The following is a 17,389-nucleotide window of genomic DNA, read 5'->3' as shown; positions in this document are numbered from 1 at the left end:
TTGCGGATGCAACAGGATCGGGGCAGGCAGGCAGCATTCCAACCCGGGCCAACCCCGGCTTGACCTGAAAGGTTTTCATGCGTTCGATCATGCCCAAGGCGGCTATTCTGGCCGCGACATTGCTCGCCGGCACCTTCCTCGCTTCTCCTGCGCTGGCGCAGCAGCCGGCTACCGAAGCTCCCATCCCTGCCGAAGCGGGCGTGATGCCCGTAGGCAAGCTCGATGGCGCGGTGGTGCCGCAGGGCTACCGGCTCGATCTCACCGTCGATCCGACCAAGGAGCGCTTCTCCGGCCATGTCGAGATCGACGCCGAGGTGAAGAAGGCCGGGCGCTATGTGTGGATGCACGGGCGCGACCTCAAGGTCGGCAAGGTGACCGCGATGGTCGGCGGCCAGCCGGTTTCGGGCACGTTCCGCCAGGTCGATCCGACCGGCGTGGCGCTTGTCACGTTCGATGCGCCGCTGCCGGCGGGCAAGACGACCTTTGCCTTCGACTACGACGCGCCGTTCGGTGAAGGCCCGGCGGGCATGTTTCACCTCAAGGTGGGCGATGACTGGTACAGCTGGACCCAGCACGAATCGATCGATGCGCGCGCCAGCTTCCCCTCGTTCGACGAGCCCGGCTTCAAGGTGCCGTGGAACGTGACCTTGCGCACGCCCGCGGGCCTCAAGGCCGTGAGCAACGCGCCCGAGGTGAAGACCGAGACCGCGAACGGCATGACCGTCCACACGTTCGGTCAGACGCTGCCCTTGCCGAGCTATCTGGTGGCGCTGATGGTTGGGCCGTTCGTGACCGTGGAAGGCGTGGTGCCGCCAACGCCGCAGCGCCCGGCGCCGCTGCCGATCCGCATCGTTTCGACCAAGGAAAACGCCGGCAAGCTCGACTTTGCGCTCGAAGGGACCAAGGGCGTGGTCCAGCACCTCGAGGCCTATTTCGGCCAGAGCTTCCCCTATCCCAAGCTCGACCAGATCACGACACCGATCCTCCCGGGCGCGATGGAGAACGCGGGCGCTGACCTCTATGCCGACAGCATCCTCGTCATGGATGAGAAGGCCTCGACCGCCCAGAAGCGCACCTTCGGCATGGTGGTGAGCCACGAACTGGCGCACCAATGGTTCGGCGATCTCGTCACCCCGGCATGGTGGGACGACATCTGGCTGAACGAAAGCTTCGCCAACTGGATGGGCTTCCGCATCGGCAACGAATGGCGCCCCGATCTCAATATCGGCGCGGGCGCGCTGGCCGAAGGCTTCAGCGCGATGGGCATCGATGCGCTGGTCGCGGGCCGGCCGATTCACCAGAAGATCGAGAAGAACGCCCAGATCGACGCCGCCTTCGATACGATCACCTATGGCAAGGGCGGCCATGTCGTCGCGATGATCGCCGCGTTCATGGGCGACACCAAGTTCCGCGACGGCGTGCGCGGCTATATGGCGGCGCACAAGTATGGCAACGCGACGAGTGCCGAATTCTTCAAAGCGATGGCCGAGGCGGCGGGCGATCCGCGCATCCTGCCCGCGATGCAGAGCTTTACCGATCAGCAGGGCGTGCCGCTGGTAACGCTGGAGAGAGCGGGACCGCAGAGCTGGAAGGTGACCCAGAGCCGCTACGTGCGCTACGGCATGAAGGGTCCGGTGACGAAGTGGGGCATTCCGCTGTGCGTGCGCCAGGGCGACATCCGCCAGTGCTCGCTGATGACCGACACCACCACGACGGTGACGATCAAGAGCGCAGGGCCGATCATGCCCAACGCGGGCGGCACCGGATACTACCGTTTCGAACTGCCCGCGAAGGACTGGGACGCGTTGATCGCGGCAACCCCTAGTCTGAGCGGCAGCGAGGCGCTGGCCGTGGAAGACAGCCTCAACGCCAGCTTCTACGCAGGCCGCGTCACCGCCGATCAGCTGATCGCCGGATCGCGCGCACTGGCCGCCAACCCGGACAGCTATGCCAGCGGCGATGCCACCGGCTTGCTGCAAGCGATGGCGGATCGCGGCGTGATTGCGGAAAGCGCCAAGCCGAAGTTTCGCGCCTTTGTCGACGGGCTCTATGCCCCGCAGCTGAAGGCGCTCGGGCTCGATCCGCGTGCGGGCGCGCATGCCGGGGATGATCCGGAGAAGCAGCAGCGCCGCGTCCAGCTTGTCGAGCTTCTCGCCGGCACCGCCCGCGATGGCGCGCTGCGCGCGCAGCTGAGCAAGGCGGTCGATGCCTATCTCGGCGGTGACCAGTCCGCGCTCGACCCGGCGCTGTTCGGCGCGGCTTTCGATGCCTGGCTCGGCGAGCGCAAGCTCGACGGCGCGAAGACCCTGATGGACAAGGCGCTCGCTTCGGAAGACCCGCTGTTCCGCCCCGCCGCGCTGGGCGCGATCGGATCGAGCGGTAACGCCGAGACCGCGAAGTGGCTGCTCGACGAGTTGCAGGACAAGCGCCTGCGCCAGTCCGAGAAGCTCAATTTCGTGCGCTATGTGGTCTACACGCCCGAAACGCGCGACTGGGGCTATAGCTGGATGAAGGCGCACCTCGACGAGTTGCTCAATGGCGGCGCGGGCATCTTCTTCGGCGCGCGGCTTCCGCAGATTCTCGGCAACTTCTGCTCGGTTGCTTCCGCCGACGAATTCGACGGGCTGCGCGCAAAGTTCGCGGGCAAGTCGGGCGCGCTCGAACTGGAGCGGACGATCGAACGCGTGCGGTCGTGCGGCAAGCTCAAGGACGTGCGCGGGGCCGAACTGACCGCGGCAATTGCGAAGCTCAACTAAGCGGCGATCCCCCCCTCTCCCAACCCTCTCCCCTGAAGGGGAGAGGGCTATTGGAGCGGCAGGCGCAATGTGGCGGTGAGGCCGATGGTCTCGCCGCCCTGCTGCCGATTGGCGAGGGTGAGCGAGCCGCCGTGCTGGTCCGCAATCGCGCGCGCAAGGGTCAGGCCCAGGCCCGCGCCGCCGGTCGATGAATTGCGCGAGGCTTCGAGCCGGGTGAACGGCTCGAGCATCCGGGCGATCTCGTGCTCGGGAATACCAGGGCCGTCATCCTCGACCATGAGCACGGCCTCGCCCCCGTCGCGCAGGAGGGTGACGCGGGCGCGGCTGCCATAACGCAGCGCGTTCGAGACGAGATTGCGCAGCGCGCGCCTGAGCCAGGTGGCGCGCAGCGGCATGACGATGCGAGGCGCATCGCCCAGCGTGACGTCTTCGCCCATGTCCTCGTATTCGCCGACGACATCGGCAACGAGGGCGCTGAACTCGGTCTGCTCGAGCGGATCGGACGGGCGGCCGACGCGCGCGAGGCTCAGGATATCGTCGAGCGAGCGGTTGATGTCCTCGATGGTGGCCGCCATGCGGCCGCGCTCGATATCGTCCTCCACCGCCTCGATCCGCACGCGCAGCGCGGCGAGCGGTGTCTTGAGATCGTGGCCGATCGCGCCGAGCATCACGTCTTTCTCATCGAGCAGCGCGCCCACGCGGCGCTCCATCGCGTTGTGCGCGACGATCAGCCGGCGGATGTCATCCGGTCCCTCCGGCTCCAGCTGTCCGGCGAGCGCGCGCGAGCGGGCAAAGGCTTCGACTTGCGCGGTGAGTGCTTTGAGCGGGCGCGCTATGCGGCGCAGGATCAGCGCGACGGCGCCGACCAGCACCACGTAGATGAAGAGCGTCTGCAGGATCAGCGTCGTTAACATCGCGCGTTCGGTGCGCGGGGCGAGCAGACGCGCCGTGAGCCATGTGCCATCGGCGCGGCCTATCGCGGCAACGATCAGGCGGGGGCGCGGCATGCCCAGCGGGCGGGCCATGCGCGGTCCGCGCCGCGCCAGCCATTCGGTGATGACCGGATCGCGCGCCGGATCGCGCTCGGCCACGAAGAGCTGCGTGGCATCGACGCCTTGCGCTTCGAGCACCTGCCGCAGCGCCTGTTCGATTTCGGGCCGGCGGCGATCACCGGCAAGCTGAGGCGCGCGCGCTTCTTCCTGCACGCGCAGCGGGCGCGGCATGCGGAAGCCGATTTCGGGCCCCTCCCCGTCTGCCGGTGGCGGCGGACCAAACTGCGCGCGCGGATTGCGGCCAAGCAGGCTGAACGCGGCATAATTGACAAGTCCGGCGAAATGCCGCTCGTGCTGCATGCGCCACATCAGCGCGGCGGAAAGCCCCTGCGCGACCATCAGCGCGAGCGCGATGGCAAGGAGCATCTGGCCTTGCAGGCTGCGCGGCCACAGGCGGAGACCTTGTGCGGGTTCAGCCATCAGCAGGGACCCGGCGCACTTCGGCAGCGAGCATGTAGCCGCCGCCCCACACGGTCTGGATCAGTTCGGGATTGCGGCTGTCGCGCTCGATCTTGCGGCGCAGACGGCTGATCTGGTTGTCCACCGCACGGTCGAACAGATGCGCCTCGCGGCCCTGCACCATATCGAGCAGGCGGTCGCGGTCCAGCACCTGGCGGGGGTGATCGAGGAAGGCGACGAGGAGACGGAACTCGGCGGAAGAGATGGCGACGACCGCGCCTTCGCTGTCGATCAGCCGGCGGCGCAGCGGATCGAGCCGCCAGCCTTCGAAGGTGTAGTGGAACTCGTCCGCAGCCGCGCTGTCTGCCGTGCCCGCCGCACGGGCGGCGCGGCGGAGCACGGAGCGGATGCGGGCGACCAGCTCGCGCGGATCGAACGGCTTCACCACGTAGTCGTCCGCGCCGATCTCGAGCCCGACAATGCGGTCGGTCGCCTCGCCGCGCGCAGTGAGGAAGATCACCGGGAGGCCGCGCGCCTCGATCAGGTGACGGCAGAGCGAGAGGCCATCCTCGCCGGGCATCATGATATCGAGGAGGACGATATCGAAGGCCTCTGCGGCAAGGCGGGCGCGGGCTTCGGCGGCGCTGGCGGCCTGCTCCGCAGCAAACCCCTGGCGGACAAGATAGTCCGCCAGGGGCTCGCGCAGAGCAGCCTCGTCATCAACCACCAGCACGCGGGTGCTCACAGGTAGAGGTGCGGGAGCTGCCGCCATGCTTCAGGCACCCGGGGGTGGTGGCGGGGGCGGCATATCGCCCATGTCACCGCCCATGCCGTGATGACCGCGCATCCCGCGGCCCTGACCCCAACCGCCGTGCTCCTTGCGCATGGACATCCACGCAGCGCGGCGCTCGGCGGCGGTCAGCTTGCCATCGTGATTGGTATCGGCAGCATCGAAGCGCGCCTTGGCGGCGGCATCGAATTCGGCGCGGGTAATCGTGCCGTCGTGGTTGGCATCGGCCTTCTCGGCCATTTCGTGGAGCATGTGCGCGCCGGGGCCCATCATCATGCCCATGCCCATGCCCTTACCCATGCCTGCACCGGGAGGCGGCGGCGGCATATCACCGGGCGCGCCATCGCGGCCCTTTCCGCCCTTCCAGCCGCCTTCCATCATCTTCTTGTGGTGGTCCATGAATTCGGCCTTGCTGATCGAGCCATCGTGATTGGTATCGATCATGTCGAACATCTCGGCCATCTTGGCCTCGCGGTCAGCGGCATTGAGCACACCATCCTTGTTGACGTCCAGCTTCGTCCACATCGTGTCGGCCTTGGCCTTGGCATCGGCCCAGGTCACCGTCGCGTCGCCCATCGGGTCGCGGCCAGGCTCGGCGAAGGCGGGATAGACGGCGTAGAGCGCCGTGGAGGCGGTGAGCAGAACGGCCGCAGAGGCGGCGAGCGTGGATTTCTTCATGGATTTCGGTCCTTCAGGCAGAATGCACAGGCGGAACGGGGGCTTTCCGCAGACTGCCGTCTAGACCGGGGATGTCGCAGGGTTATGCCGCCGGCGGACTGTTTTGTCGCACTTTGTCGCGCGGGTTTCAGCGCGGGCGGTGCTCTGTGCCAAGACCGGCTGTGATGAAGAGCGCAGTCGCCTCCGCCGAAATCAGGTCCATCGTGTGCCACGCGCCGGGCGGATTGACCGCGTATTCCCCGGCAACGAGGCGCACTTCGACGGTTGATCCATCGGCGAGAACCTGATGCAGCACGCCCTCCCCGCTCAGCATCAGGACAACCTCGTCGCCCGCCGGATGCATTTCCCAGCTGTCCCAGCTCTCGGTGAAAGTATGCTGGCTGACGAGGCGGCCTTCCGCGCCGTCAGCCCCGTGGCGGGCCATGTAATCGCCATACCAGTCCATGCCGGTGAACGGCGGCTGCGGCACGGCCCGCGCACCGGGCCCGATATGGATGGGGTGCCTATCGAGCTGGTGCGCCATGGCTTTCAGCTCCCCATCACGAAGGCGTTGAGCTTGTTGCCATCGGGATCGCGGAAATAGGCGGCATAGAACCCGCCTTCCCCGCGCGGACCCGGAGGGCCTTCGCAGGTTCCGCCGTTGGCGAGCGCAGCGGCGTATAGCCGGTCCACCTGCGCATTGTCCTTCGCTTCAAGCGCGACCATCACGCCGTTGCCGACGGTGGCGGGCTCGCCGTTGTAGGGCTTCATCAGGCCGATGCCGGCGGCACCGCCCGCTTCGCCCCACGCAATCGCGCCGTCCCATTCGTACATGCGCTTGGTGCCCAGTTCGGCGGCCAGCGCATCATAGAACGCGGCGCCGCGCGCCAGATCGTTGGTCCCCAAAGTTACGTAACCGATCATCCAAACCTCCTCTTCGCCGAGTCGCGATAATCAGAACATAACACGAACAAAGAAGCTTACAACGGGGTGCAGGCAGCCTCCAGCCAGGCGAGGTCCGCGCCGGACAGCTGCGGGGCGAGCAGCGCCTCGACCTTTGCGTGATAGGTGTTCCACCACGCGCGCTCGTGTTCCAGCAGCAGCGCAGGCTCGACCAGCGTGCGGTCGATCGGCGCGAAAGTCAGCGTTTCGAAGCCCATGAACATGCCCTCGGCGCCGGGGATATCGCGCTCCTCGACGAGGACGAGGTTCTCGATGCGGATGCCGTATTCGCCCGCCTTGTAGTAGCCGGGCTCGTTGGAGAGGATCATGCCGGGGAGCAGGGCCTGTCCAGTCCCCGCCTGCCCGCCTGCCGCCTTGGCGATGCGCTGCGGGCCTTCGTGGACGGCAAGGAAGCTGCCGACGCCGTGGCCGGTGCCATGGGCATAGTCGAGCCCCGCCGACCACAGGAACTGCCGCGCGAAGCTATCGAGCTGGCTGCCGTTAGTGCCCTCGGGGAACACCGCCTGATCGAGCGCGATATGGCCCTTGAGCACGCGGGTGAAGCGGTCCTTCACTTCGGCGGGCGGCGCATCGGGGCCGATCCAGACGGTGCGGGTGATGTCGGTCGTGCCATCGAGATACTGGCCGCCCGAATCGACGAGATAGACGCTGTTCGGCTCGATCTGGCGGTTGGTATGTTCGTCCACCTTGTAGTGCGGGCTGGCGCCGTTGGGGCCGGCGGCAGAGATCGTGTCGAACGAAAGATCGCGAAGGAGGCCGGTCTTCTCGCGCTCGGCGCGGAGCGCTGCGGCGGCGGAAAGCTCGGTTTCAGTGCCCTTTGGCGCGGTATTCGAGAGCCAGTTGAGGAAGCGGGTGATCGCAGCGCCATCGCGCGCCTGCGCGGCGCGGTGACCGGCCTGCTCAACCGGGTTCTTGCGGGCCTTGGGCAGCACCGCGGGATCGGTGACAGAGACTGTTTCGGCACCGGCGGCGGCAAGCTGCTGATAGATGGCCGCGACCGCACGTTCGGGATCGACCGCAACTTTCTTGCCGGCGAGCGCGGCGAGCGCGGGGGTGAAAGCGGCGCGATCCTGCACACGCACCGCGTTGCCAAGATGCTGGGCAAGCTCGGGCGTGACCTTTTCGGGTGCGATGAACAGGTCTGCCGTGCCATCTGCATGAGCGAGCACGAAGGAGAGCGCAACCGGCGTGCAGTCCACATCCGAGCCGCGCATGTTGAGCAGCCAGGCGACCGAATCGAGCGCGGAGATCACGGCGGCATCGAGCCCGCGCGCGGTGAGCCAGGCGGCGACTTCGGCGCGCTTTTCGTGGGCCGAAGCACCGGCATATTCGTCTGCATGCACGAGCGCGGGGGCAGCGGAAGGCACGGGGCGATCCTGCCAGATCGCGTCGATCGGGTTTTGCTGGACGGCGACAAGCGCGGTCTTGCGTGCCTTCAGCGCGGCGGCGGCGCTATCGGCCCAGCCCTTGCCGTGGAGCCAGGCATCATAGCCGATGCGGCCGCCTTCGGGGGCGTTTTCACCCAGCCATGCCGCGACGGAGGTCTGCGGCACCGACTGGTATTCATACAGCCGCCCATCGACCTGCTCGCGCACCTGCAGCGTGTAGCGCCCGTCGACGAAGATCGCGGCCTTGTCCTTGAGCACGACAGCGGTGCCCGCCGAGCCGCCGAAGCCGGTCAGCCAGCCGAGGCGCTGGGCATAGGCGCCGACATATTCGCTCATGTGCTCATCGGAAATGGGGATGACAAAGCCATCGAGCTGCTGCCGCGCAAGTTCCTTGCGCAGGGCTTCGAGCCGGGCTTCGTGCCCCTGTTGTTCAACTTTCATCAGCATGGGTCGTGTCCTGAAGCGTATCACCCGCCTTGCGGGCTTATGCTGCACACCATAGATGCGGGGAATGACGGAAACCACCCCCACCGCGCCTCCGGTTGCGGCCAAGAAGCCCCATTCCTTCACCCATCACGGCGTGACAATCGAGGATCCCTACAACTGGCTGCGCGATCCCGGCTATCCCGAGGTGACGGATACCGAAGTGCTCGCGCATCTGGAGGCCGAGAACGCGTGGTTCGAAACGCGGATGAAGCCGCATCAGGGCACGGTCGAAACGCTGCTTGCCGAAATGCGGGGGCGGATCAAGGAAGCCGACAAGTCGGTGCCGCAGAAGGACGGCGACTGGCTCTACTGGATCGAATACGAGGAAGGCGCCGAGTACAAGAAGTGGTGGCGCAGGCCCGTGGCAGGCGGACCGGACGAGCTGATCCTCGACGAGGTCGCCCTTGCCGAGGGGCTGGAGTACTTCCGGCTGGGCGCGCTTTCGGTCTCGAACGATGGGCGCATGCTGGCCTGGGCGGTGGACGACAACGGATCGGAGCGGTTTACCGCGCGGATCAAGGTGATCGCGACCGGAGAAGTGCTGCCCGATGTAATCCCCGGCACGCTTTCCGCGCTCATCTGGGCGGCGGGCGACAGGGCGCTGGCCTACAGCCTCGCCAATGCGCAGTGGCGCACGGACAACGCGCGGCTGCACTGGCTGGGGACGCCGGTGGAAAGCGATGTCGAGCTCTATCATGAGGATGACGAGGGCTTCCGCGTTTCCGCCGGGCTTTCGGCCAATGATGAGTGGCTGGTGATTTCGACCGGCGACCACGAGACGAGCGAAGTGCGGCTGGTGCCCGCTGCCGATCCGCTGGCCGCGCCGCTGCTGGTGCGGGCGCGGCAGACCGGCGTCGAGTACGATGTGGATGTGCGCGGCGAGACGCTGTTCATCCATACCAACGACACCCACGAGAATTTCCGCCTCGCCACGGCATCGCTCGCCAGCCCCGGCGAATGGACTACGCTGATCGAGGGGACCGAGGATTTCTATCTTACGGGCTTCGACCTTTTCCGCGATTTCTATGTGGTCGAAGGCCGGGTGCGCGGGCTCGATCGGATCGAGGTGCGGTATTACGACGATCCCAGCCGGATCGAACCCATCGCATTCCCGGAAGCGAGCTACGAGGCTTCGCTGGGCGACAATCCGGAATGGGCGATGGACAAGCTGCGCGTCAGCTATGAGTCCATGACGAGCCCAGCCTCGGTCTATGACTATCATGTGGGCGAACAGCGGCTCGAACTGCTGAAGACGCAGGAAATCCCGAGCGGCTATGACGCCTCGCTCTATGAAACCGCGCGGCTGGAGATCACCGCGCGGGATGGCACGGCGGTGCCGGTCTCGGTCGTTTGGCGCAAGGGCCGCAAAGCGGGCGGGCCGCTCTATCTCTATGGCTATGGCGCTTATGGCATTGCCATCGGGCCGGGCTTTTCAACCACGCGGCTAAGCCTTGTCGACCGCGGCTTTGCCTACGCCATCGCGCATATCCGCGGCGGCGATGATCTGGGGCGGCGCTGGTACAAGGCGGGCAAGCTTGAGCAGCGCACCAACACGTTCAACGATTTCGTCGATGTGGCGAAGGGGCTGATCGCGGAAGGGTTCACGCAGGCGGGCCGGATCGCAATTGCGGGCGGCTCGGCAGGCGGCGAACTGATGGGCGCAGTGATCAATTCCGATCCCGAACTGTGGGGCGCGGTGGCGGCGCATGTGCCGTTCGTTGATGTGCTGGCGACCATGCTCGATGCCGAACTGCCGCTGACGCCGGGCGAGTGGCCCGAATGGGGCAATCCGATCGAGGACAAGGATGCGTTCGAGCTGATCCGGTCCTATTCGCCCTACGATCAGGTGTCTGCCCAAGCCTATCCGCCGATGCTGGTGACGGCAGGCCTCAACGATCCGCGTGTAACCTATTGGGAGCCCGCCAAGTGGGTGGCGAAGCTGCGCGAGTTGAAGACCGACGCCAACGAACTGCTGCTCAAGACCAACATGGGCGCAGGGCATGGCGGCAAGTCGGGCCGGTTCGAAGGGCTGCGCGAGACGGCAGAGGAGTTTGCTTTCATCCTCGCGCAGCTGGGGGTTGCGGCCTGATCATGCATAGCATGACCTTCACCGCCGGGCCGGAGCACATCGACGTGCTGGGCCATGTGAACAACGCAGTGTGGGTGCAGTGGATGGAAGCGCTTGCCACCTCGCACTGGGAGGCGCTGGCCCCGGCGGCGTGGCAGGCGGCTTACGTGTGGGTCGTGACGCGGCACGAGATCGACTATCGCGGAAACATCGCGCTGGGCGAAGGCGTGACGGGCGAGACCTTCGTGCCCGATGCCCCACGCGGGGCGCGGTTCGACCGGCGGGTCGATTTCCGCAACGCCGCAGGCAAGGTGATCGTCAGCGCGCGCACGCAGTGGGTGCTGATCGACAAGGCCAGCGGGCGCATCCAGCGCGTGTCGGCGGAGATGGCGGCGCTGTTTACCGCTTAGCCGGTTCGCAACTGCAATTCTGGCGCAAAGCCGGTCAGCCGCTCGCGCATCGTGCGGTTGCGACCCAGGCGCTTGGCTTCATAGAGCAAGCGGTCGCAGTGGCTGTAGAGCACTGCAAATTCCACATCGAGCGTGCCGGAAAGGTCGTGTTCGACCAGCCCCATGCTGGCGGTGACGACATGGCCGAGGCCCGGCACGGCAGCAGCGATCCGTGTGCTGAGCGCGCGGCGGCAGCGTTCTGCCCGCTCGGCACTGCCGGGGCCGCGCAGCAGCAGCAGGAATTCCTCACCGCCCATGCGGATCGCGCAGGCTTCGGGATCTTCGGCCAGCGTGGTCGCGACCACCTTGAGCACCGCATCGCCGACCGCGTGGCCATGCAGGTCGTTGATCCGCTTGAAATGATCGAGATCGATCACCGCCATAGTGCGATAACCGAGGCAGAACAGATCGTTGAAGCGCCGCTCGATCGAGTGGCGATTCCACAGGCCCGTCAGCGCATCGCGGCCGGCAACGCCTTCAAGCTCGGTCGCGCGCGCATTGGCAAGGTCGCGCTCGCGCCGCAGTTCAAGGAACCGGATCACGATGCCCAGCGAATTGGCGAGCACTTCGGCCGCAAGCGCAAGCTGGAAAATGACGACTGATTCCGTCGGTCGCGCGTTTGGCAGGAGGTAGCTGCCGATGCGGTAGACCCCGACCAGCAGCACAGGGCTCCAGCCGACCATGAGGAACGAGACGAGCTTGCTGCCGCGCCGCCAGGCATCGGAGATGCCGATAAAGATGATCACGATTGCGAGCGAAATGCCGGAGTAGATGCCCAGCGCGCTCCACGGGCGCAGTGCCTCTATCGGGAGCGCGGTGAAGATGCCTCCGGCCATGACCAGCGGTGCGCAGCCGACCATCAACCGGCGCAGCCATGGCGATAGCGCATCGGGTTCGAGGAAGGTGACAAGGAACATCAGCCCCGCCGCGGCCACCGCGCCAAAGCACAGACTGTTGATCGCGATCTCGGTCGCCGCATCGGGGTCCGCCCCGATGTGGATGAAGCCGGTGCCGATCACGGTCTCCACCAGCATCAGCCCAACCATCACGATGTGCCACAGCACGAACGGGCGGCGCAGCACGAGGTAGAAGCCGAAATTGAGCAGAAGCGGCACGACCAGCATGCCGCAGATCGCCGCCATCGCGACCACCACGCCCATATCCCAGCCGGATCCTTCAGGCTCGCTATCGAGGCGCGCCTCGCTGGCGATGGTCTTGTTCCACGGCTGATCGATCCGCACGGTAACAAGGCGCGGGCGCGCCGGGGTCTGCGGCAGGGGCAGGACCATCATCGGCCCGTCGATCAGATGGTGGGCCGAAGCCGACGAATAGCGCTGCGTGCGGACCGAGCCAGACTCGTCGACCACCCAGATCGTGATGGCACGAAACGGCGAGGCATGGGTGACAAGGCTCTGCGCGCGCGGCTTGGCCGGATCGGTCAGGCGGTAGCGAAGGAACAGGCTTTCAGGCCCGATGTCGTATTCGGAATCAGAGCACATCCACCGGTCCGGCGCGCGGCGCAGGTCTGCGTAGGTTTCTGCGGCGTCAGCCGAGGCATGGCAGGTCTGGCTTGCGACAATGGGCGCCGCAGCAGCAGGCATGCCGAACAGGCCGGATAGCAATGCCACCAGCCCGAACAGCACAAACTTGCGCCACATCCAGTCCATAAGCCCGATTCTAGCGAAAGGGGCTTATTGGGGAGTTAACTTGGCCGCCCGATCAGGCGAGGAGTTCCTCGACCGGGCGATAGGCATAGCCAAGCTCGCGCGCGACAGCTTCGTAAGTCACTTCACCGGCGTGGACATTGAGCCCTGCGGCGAGGTGCGGATTGGCCGCGAGCGCCGCCTTCCAGCCGAGATCGGCGATCTTCAGCGCATGCGGCAGGGTCACGTTGTTGAGCGCGTACGTGCTGGTGCGGGCGACACCGCCGGGCATGTTGGCGACGCAGTAGTGGACGATGCCATCGACCACATAGGTCGGTTCGGCGTGGGTGGTGGCGTGGCTGGTTTCGAAGCAGCCGCCCTGATCGATAGCGACATCGACCAGCACCGCCCCCGGCTTCATCGTGGCGAGCATCGCGCGCGTGACCAGCTTGGGCGCGGCAGCACCGGGTATCAGCACCGCGCCGATCACCAGATCCGCTTCGGCGATGCAGTCTGCAAGATTGGCCTGATTGGAGAAGCGCGTCTTGGCGCGGCTTTCGAAGTGCGTGCCGAGCCGTTCGAGCACATCGGGATCGCGGTCGAGAATGGTGACGTCGGCACCAAGGCCGGCGGCCATCTGCGCCGCGTTGAACCCGACGACGCCGCCGCCGATCACCGCGACCTTGGCGGGAAGCACGCCCGGAACGCCGCCGAGCAGCACGCCGCGTCCGCCATGCGCCTTTTCCAGCGCGGTCGCGCCGGCCTGGATCGCCATACGGCCGGCAACCTGGCTCATCGGCTTGAGCAGCGGGAGCTGGCCTCCCGGGCCGGTCACGGTTTCATAGGCAATCGCGGTGACACCGGACTTCACGAGATCGGCAGTCTGTTCAGGATCCGGCGCGAGGTGGAGATAGGTGAAGAGGATCTGACCTTCGCGCAGCTGCGCGCGCTCGATCGCCTGCGGTTCCTTGACCTTCACGACCATCTCGCAGCCTGCGAATATCGTTGCCGCATCTGGCCTGATCACCGCACCGGCGGCTTCGTAGTCGCGGTCCGCCGCGCCGATACCGAGCCCGGCGCCGGTTTCGACCCAGACTTCGTGACCATGCGCGGCAAGCTCGCGCGCGCTCTCGGGCGTCAGGCCGACGCGGTATTCGTGGTTCTTGATTTCACGGACGGTACCGACACGCATGGCAGGATCCTTTTCGTTCTCGGATGGCGAAAGGATACACTCTGGCGCGCGCGCTGTTTCACCTCATTGGCGGTATCGCGGTGCCAGTTTTGGTGATATTTCCTGCTTTTACACCATTACGCAGGAAAATCTTGCATGGATCGCATTGATGCCGCGTTGATTGATGCACTGCAACATGACTCGTCGCGGCCCATTGCCGCGCTTGCCGAAGCTGTGGCGCTCTCGCCATCGGCCTGCCACCGCCGCATCCGCGCGCTGGAGGAAGCGGGGGTGATCAGCGGCTATGCGGCGAGGATCGATCCGAGACGCGTGGGCCTTGCGGTCGAGGTGTTCGTCGAGATCACGCTGACCAGCCAGAGCCGCGAAGCGATGGACCGGTTCGAGCGGGCCGTGGGGGATTTCGATGATATCCTCGAATGCCACCTGATGTCGGGCGGGGCGGACTACCTGCTGCGTGTGGCGGCGGCGGACCTTGATCAGTATGACCATATCCACCGCGATTGTCTGGCGCGGTTGCCGGGTGTCTCCTCGATGCGATCGAGCTTTTCGCTGCGCCGGATCAAGCGGTTCGCGGGCTACCCGGTGCCGCGCGGGCGGCCATAGGCGGGGGCTTGCGGGGGCGCTGCGCCTTCTTGTCGGCGCTGTCGAGCAGGGTGAGATCGTTGCCGGGCTCATCCATGCGATAGCGCTCGCGCAGTTCGAGCTTGAACGCCTCGATCGCCTCCTCATCGGGCAGGTGATCGACCGTGAAGCGGCGCACGACGAATTCGGCGGCGCTGTCGAGCACAGTAAGGAAGCGGCCGCTCACGGTCTCGGCCAGATGCGTCATGTCGAGGCCGTCGGCAATCGTCCATCGATGGCGGCCCCAGGTGACGATGCGGCGGCCGCAGTGCCGGCAGATGCTGTAAATCCCGCCGTCGTCCTCGTGCACGCGCCACGCCGTCGGCTGATGTTGCCGCGTGAACCAGCACTGAGACAGCGCAACATAGGGCACGCCGTGACCTTTCTCGCTCGTTGGACGCCATCCCGGACGGGAACCGGGAGACCGGCGGCCGCGCCGATGGGCAGAGCACGAGGCCGCCGGTCATGAAGTGAGAACGGCGGCGGCTGGCAAGGATTAAGGGGACGCGAACGCGCCCGGCGTTTTCACAGCGGATTGCCGTCCTTGTCACGGTAAATGTCGCGCCGCCCGACATGGTTGGCGGGCCCGACAAAGCCGTCCGCTTCCATGCGCTCGATCCATTTGGAGGCGGTGTTGTAGCCCACGCCCATCTGGCGCTGGACCCAGCTGGCCGAAGCCTTCTGGCTTTCGAACACGAGCTGGCAGACCTGGCGGTACTTGCGCTCCTCGGGCGCGTCTGATGCGGTCGCGTCGAGGTCGTCGAAGCCGAAGCTGCCGTCCTCGGGCTCTTCCGTCACCGAATCGACGTAGTCAGGGCTGCCCTGCCCGCGCCAGTGATCGGCGACGCGCTCCACTTCCTCGTCGCTCACGAAGGGGCCGTGAACGCGGCTGATCGCGCCGGTGCTGGGCTTGTAGAGCATGTCGCCCTTACCGAGCAGCTGTTCGGCGCCCTGTTCGCCAAGGATCGTGCGGCTGTCGATGCGGCTGGTGACGGCGAAGCTGATGCGGGTCGGCAGGTTGGCCTTGATCACGCCGGTGATGACATCGACCGAGGGGCGCTGAGTCGCCATGATGAGGTGGATGCCCGCAGCGCGGCTCTTCTGGCTGAGGCGCTGGATCAGGACTTCGATTTCCTTGCCGACGGTGACCATGAGATCGGCAAGCTCGTCGACGATCACCACAATCTGCGGCAGCACCTGATAATCGAGCTGCTGCTCCTCGAACAGTTCCTCGCCGCTATCGGGATCGAACCCGACCTGGATGCGGCGGCCGAGCGGCTTGCCCTTGCTGGCAGCGGCGCGGACCTTTTCGTTGAAGCCCGAGATATTGCGCACGCTGACCGAGGACATCATGCGGTAGCGCCGCTCCATTTCCTCGACCGCCCACTTGAGCGCGCGGACCGCCTTTGACGGCTCGGTCACCACCGGCGAGAGCAGGTGCGGGATATCATCGTAGGACTTGAGTTCGAGCACCTTGGGATCGACGAGGATCAGGCGGCATTGCTGCGGGGTGAGGCGGTAGAGCAGCGAGAGCAGGATGCAGTTGAGCCCGACCGACTTGCCCGAGCCGGTGGTGCCCGCGACGAGCAGGTGCGGCATGGTGGCAAGATCCGCCACGATCGGTTCGCCCGCGATATCCTTGCCGAGGATGATCGGCAGCATACCCTTGGAATTGACGAACTTGTCGCAGGAAACGAGCTCGCGGAACGAGACCATATCGCGCACCGCATTGGGCAGTTCGATGCCCATCACGGTGCGGCCGGGGATCGAGGAGACGCGCGCAGAAATCGCGCTCATGTTGCGGGCGATATCGTCGGCGAGGCCGATGACGCGGCTGGCCTTGATGCCGGGGGCCGGTTCCAGTTCGTACATCGTGACGACCGGGCCGGTGCGCACCGCAGTGATTTCGCCCTTCACGTTGAAATCGTCGAGCACGTTTTCGAGCAGGCGCGCGTTGCGTTCGAGCGCGAGCTTGTCGATCTTCGGCCCTGTCGCGACAGGAAGCGGCTCGAGAATGTCGAGCCCGGGAAGCTCGTACTGGTCGAACAGATCTCCCTGCCGTGCCTTCCCGGCAAGCTGCGCGGGCGCTGGCGGGCGCGAGGGATCAGTGATCTCGGTCGGGCGGCGGCGCGAGGGCGGCAAATCGGAGGCGACGACCGCGGCATCCTCGCCCGCCTCGGGGCGCGGCTTGGGCTGGCGCTTCGGCAGAAGCGCGGCGACACCCGCAGCCGCAGGAAGCGCCGGACGTCCGCCGCGGCGCAGGAAGGCCGGCATGCGGGGCAGGCGGTGCCAGTCGAACGCGAAGACCTGCGCGGTGACGACGAGACCGGCGACCACGGTGACGACAGCCGCCCCGCGCTCGATCCACAATCCGGCTGCCGGCAGCCAATGCGCCGCGCCGCGCACGAGCGCCGCGCCAAGCAGCCCGCCGAGCCCGCCCGCACCGGCGGGAAGCGTGCCCCCCGGGCCGGTGAACATCAGCGCAAAGGCCGTTCCGATCAGCGCCATGGCGAGCACGAGCATCGCCGAGAGGCGCCACCAGGCGGGCAGCGGCTGGAGTTCCTCGTCCTCCTCGTCGATATCGATCAGATCGCCGGCTGCATCCCACAGCCGCCGCGCGAAGACATAAAGCAGCGGCAGGAGCAACACGCTGGGCAAGCCGAAGAACAGCAGCACGCGCTCGGCCGCCCAGGCGCCGGGCAGGCCCATCCAGTTTTCGACCGGGCTGCCGGAGGCGGTGCTGCCCGAAGGATCGGTCTGGGTATAGGTCGCCAGCGCGAGGGTGAGCGCGATCATTGCGGCAAACAGCAGGGCCGCCCCGATCAGCTCCGCACTACGGCGGAAGCTGCGGCGCAGGATCGCGCGCCAGTCTGCAGCCTTGGCGGCGCGCCCTCCGGCGGGCGAAACGAGTGCGCGAGATGCCAT

The 17,389-nt window shown here is 66.5% G+C and carries 14 protein-coding genes; 4 read left to right on the top strand and 10 right to left on the bottom strand.

All coding sequences use genetic code 11. The features are described from left to right. The first annotated feature begins 77 nt into the window (after positions 1-77). Complete coding sequence (locus ACODS2_RS00770) at positions 78-2,756, top strand: M1 family metallopeptidase (protein WP_488997160.1); 2,679 nt, start codon at positions 78-80, stop codon at positions 2,754-2,756. A 47-nt stretch (positions 2,757-2,803) separates the two neighbouring features. Here ACODS2_RS00770 and ACODS2_RS00765 read toward each other — a convergent pair whose 3' ends face one another. The 6 genes from ACODS2_RS00765 to ACODS2_RS00740 form a co-directional block, all read right to left on the bottom strand. Further along, positions 2,804-4,228 (bottom strand): sensor histidine kinase, encoded by a 1,425-nt coding sequence (locus ACODS2_RS00765; RefSeq protein WP_488997159.1) that lies wholly within the window; start codon positions 4,226-4,228, stop codon positions 2,804-2,806. After that, positions 4,221-4,979, bottom strand: a complete 759-nt coding sequence (locus ACODS2_RS00760) for a response regulator (RefSeq protein ID WP_421836245.1) — start codon at positions 4,977-4,979, stop codon at positions 4,221-4,223. The genes ACODS2_RS00765 and ACODS2_RS00760 overlap by 8 nt, the downstream gene beginning before the upstream one ends. A gap of 3 nt (positions 4,980-4,982) precedes the next feature. Beyond that, on the bottom strand, positions 4,983-5,675 hold the full coding sequence (locus tag ACODS2_RS00755) for an EF-hand domain-containing protein (RefSeq protein ID WP_488997158.1): 693 nt from the start codon (positions 5,673-5,675) through the stop codon (positions 4,983-4,985). Positions 5,676-5,802: 127 nt separating this feature from the next. After that, positions 5,803-6,198 carry a cupin domain-containing protein gene (locus tag ACODS2_RS00750; protein ID WP_488997157.1) on the bottom strand — a complete coding sequence of 132 codons (396 nt, stop codon included), beginning with the start codon at positions 6,196-6,198 and terminating at the stop codon, positions 5,803-5,805. A 5-nt stretch (positions 6,199-6,203) separates the two neighbouring features. Then, positions 6,204-6,578, bottom strand: coding sequence for a VOC family protein (locus tag ACODS2_RS00745; RefSeq protein ID WP_298168880.1), 375 nt, complete (start codon positions 6,576-6,578; stop codon positions 6,204-6,206). A 56-nt stretch (positions 6,579-6,634) separates the two neighbouring features. Beyond that, entirely contained in the window at positions 6,635-8,452 is a 1,818-nt protein-coding gene (locus ACODS2_RS00740) for an aminopeptidase P family protein (protein WP_488997156.1), read from the bottom strand. 64 nt (positions 8,453-8,516) lie between these two features. Here ACODS2_RS00740 and ACODS2_RS00735 point away from each other — a divergent pair, with 64 nt between their 5' ends. Together ACODS2_RS00735 and ACODS2_RS00730 are read left to right on the top strand one after the other, a co-directional pair. Next, positions 8,517-10,580: a S9 family peptidase gene (locus tag ACODS2_RS00735; protein WP_488997155.1), complete on the top strand. Its 2,064-nt coding sequence runs from the start codon at positions 8,517-8,519 to the stop codon at positions 10,578-10,580. Positions 10,581-10,582: 2 nt separating this feature from the next. Continuing rightward, entirely contained in the window at positions 10,583-10,969 is a 387-nt protein-coding gene (locus tag ACODS2_RS00730; RefSeq protein WP_488997154.1) for an acyl-CoA thioesterase, read from the top strand. Here ACODS2_RS00730 and ACODS2_RS00725 read toward each other — a convergent pair. Beyond that, positions 10,966-12,675 carry a GGDEF domain-containing protein gene (locus ACODS2_RS00725; RefSeq protein ID WP_488997153.1) on the bottom strand — a complete coding sequence of 570 codons (1,710 nt, stop codon included), beginning with the start codon at positions 12,673-12,675 and terminating at the stop codon, positions 10,966-10,968. The two genes, ACODS2_RS00730 and ACODS2_RS00725, sit on opposite strands and share 4 nt — an antisense overlap. A 52-nt stretch (positions 12,676-12,727) precedes the next feature. Beyond that, positions 12,728-13,843: an alanine dehydrogenase gene (ald, locus tag ACODS2_RS00720; protein WP_488997152.1), complete on the bottom strand. Its 1,116-nt coding sequence runs from the start codon at positions 13,841-13,843 to the stop codon at positions 12,728-12,730. A gap of 135 nt (positions 13,844-13,978) precedes the next feature. Here ald and ACODS2_RS00715 point away from each other — a divergent pair, with 135 nt between their 5' ends. Continuing rightward, complete coding sequence (locus tag ACODS2_RS00715; RefSeq protein WP_298168898.1) at positions 13,979-14,446, top strand: Lrp/AsnC family transcriptional regulator; 468 nt, start codon at positions 13,979-13,981, stop codon at positions 14,444-14,446. On the opposite strand, the gene ACODS2_RS00710 is transcribed toward ACODS2_RS00715, so the two are convergent. Continuing rightward, positions 14,403-14,774 (bottom strand): hypothetical protein, encoded by a 372-nt coding sequence (locus tag ACODS2_RS00710; RefSeq protein WP_488997151.1) that lies wholly within the window; start codon positions 14,772-14,774, stop codon positions 14,403-14,405. The genes ACODS2_RS00715 and ACODS2_RS00710 overlap by 44 nt on opposite strands. 215 nt (positions 14,775-14,989) lie before the next feature. Beyond that, entirely contained in the window at positions 14,990-17,389 is a 2,400-nt protein-coding gene (locus tag ACODS2_RS00705; protein ID WP_488997150.1) for an FtsK/SpoIIIE family DNA translocase, read from the bottom strand.

Source organism: Novosphingobium sp. FG137 (genome assembly GCF_057809735.1).
Note: the sequence above shows the minus strand (reverse complement) of the source record. Positions and strands in the feature narration are given on the sequence as shown.

Bases quoted from the DNA above. Each gene is read 5' to 3' on its own strand.
- ACODS2_RS00730 (WP_488997154.1), top strand. From the start codon at position 10,583: ATGCATAGCATGACCTTCACCGCCGGGCCGGAGCACATCGACGTGCTG.
- ACODS2_RS00750 (WP_488997157.1), bottom strand. From the start codon at position 6,198: ATGGCGCACCAGCTCGATAGGCACCCCATCCATATCGGGCCCGGTGCG.
- ACODS2_RS00740 (WP_488997156.1), bottom strand. From the start codon at position 8,452: ATGCTGATGAAAGTTGAACAACAGGGGCACGAAGCCCGGCTCGAAGCC.
- ACODS2_RS00755 (WP_488997158.1), bottom strand. From the start codon at position 5,675: ATGAAGAAATCCACGCTCGCCGCCTCTGCGGCCGTTCTGCTCACCGCC.
- ACODS2_RS00770 (WP_488997160.1), top strand. From the start codon at position 78: ATGCGTTCGATCATGCCCAAGGCGGCTATTCTGGCCGCGACATTGCTC.
- ACODS2_RS00745 (WP_298168880.1), bottom strand. From the start codon at position 6,578: ATGATCGGTTACGTAACTTTGGGGACCAACGATCTGGCGCGCGGCGCC.
- ald (WP_488997152.1), bottom strand. From the start codon at position 13,843: ATGCGTGTCGGTACCGTCCGTGAAATCAAGAACCACGAATACCGCGTC.
- ACODS2_RS00735 (WP_488997155.1), top strand. From the start codon at position 8,517: ATGACGGAAACCACCCCCACCGCGCCTCCGGTTGCGGCCAAGAAGCCC.
- ACODS2_RS00715 (WP_298168898.1), top strand. From the start codon at position 13,979: ATGGATCGCATTGATGCCGCGTTGATTGATGCACTGCAACATGACTCG.
- ACODS2_RS00760 (WP_421836245.1), bottom strand. From the start codon at position 4,979: ATGGCGGCAGCTCCCGCACCTCTACCTGTGAGCACCCGCGTGCTGGTG.
- ACODS2_RS00765 (WP_488997159.1), bottom strand. From the start codon at position 4,228: ATGGCTGAACCCGCACAAGGTCTCCGCCTGTGGCCGCGCAGCCTGCAA.
- ACODS2_RS00705 (WP_488997150.1), bottom strand. From the start codon at position 17,389: ATGGCATCTCGCGCACTCGTTTCGCCCGCCGGAGGGCGCGCCGCCAAG.
- ACODS2_RS00725 (WP_488997153.1), bottom strand. From the start codon at position 12,675: ATGGACTGGATGTGGCGCAAGTTTGTGCTGTTCGGGCTGGTGGCATTG.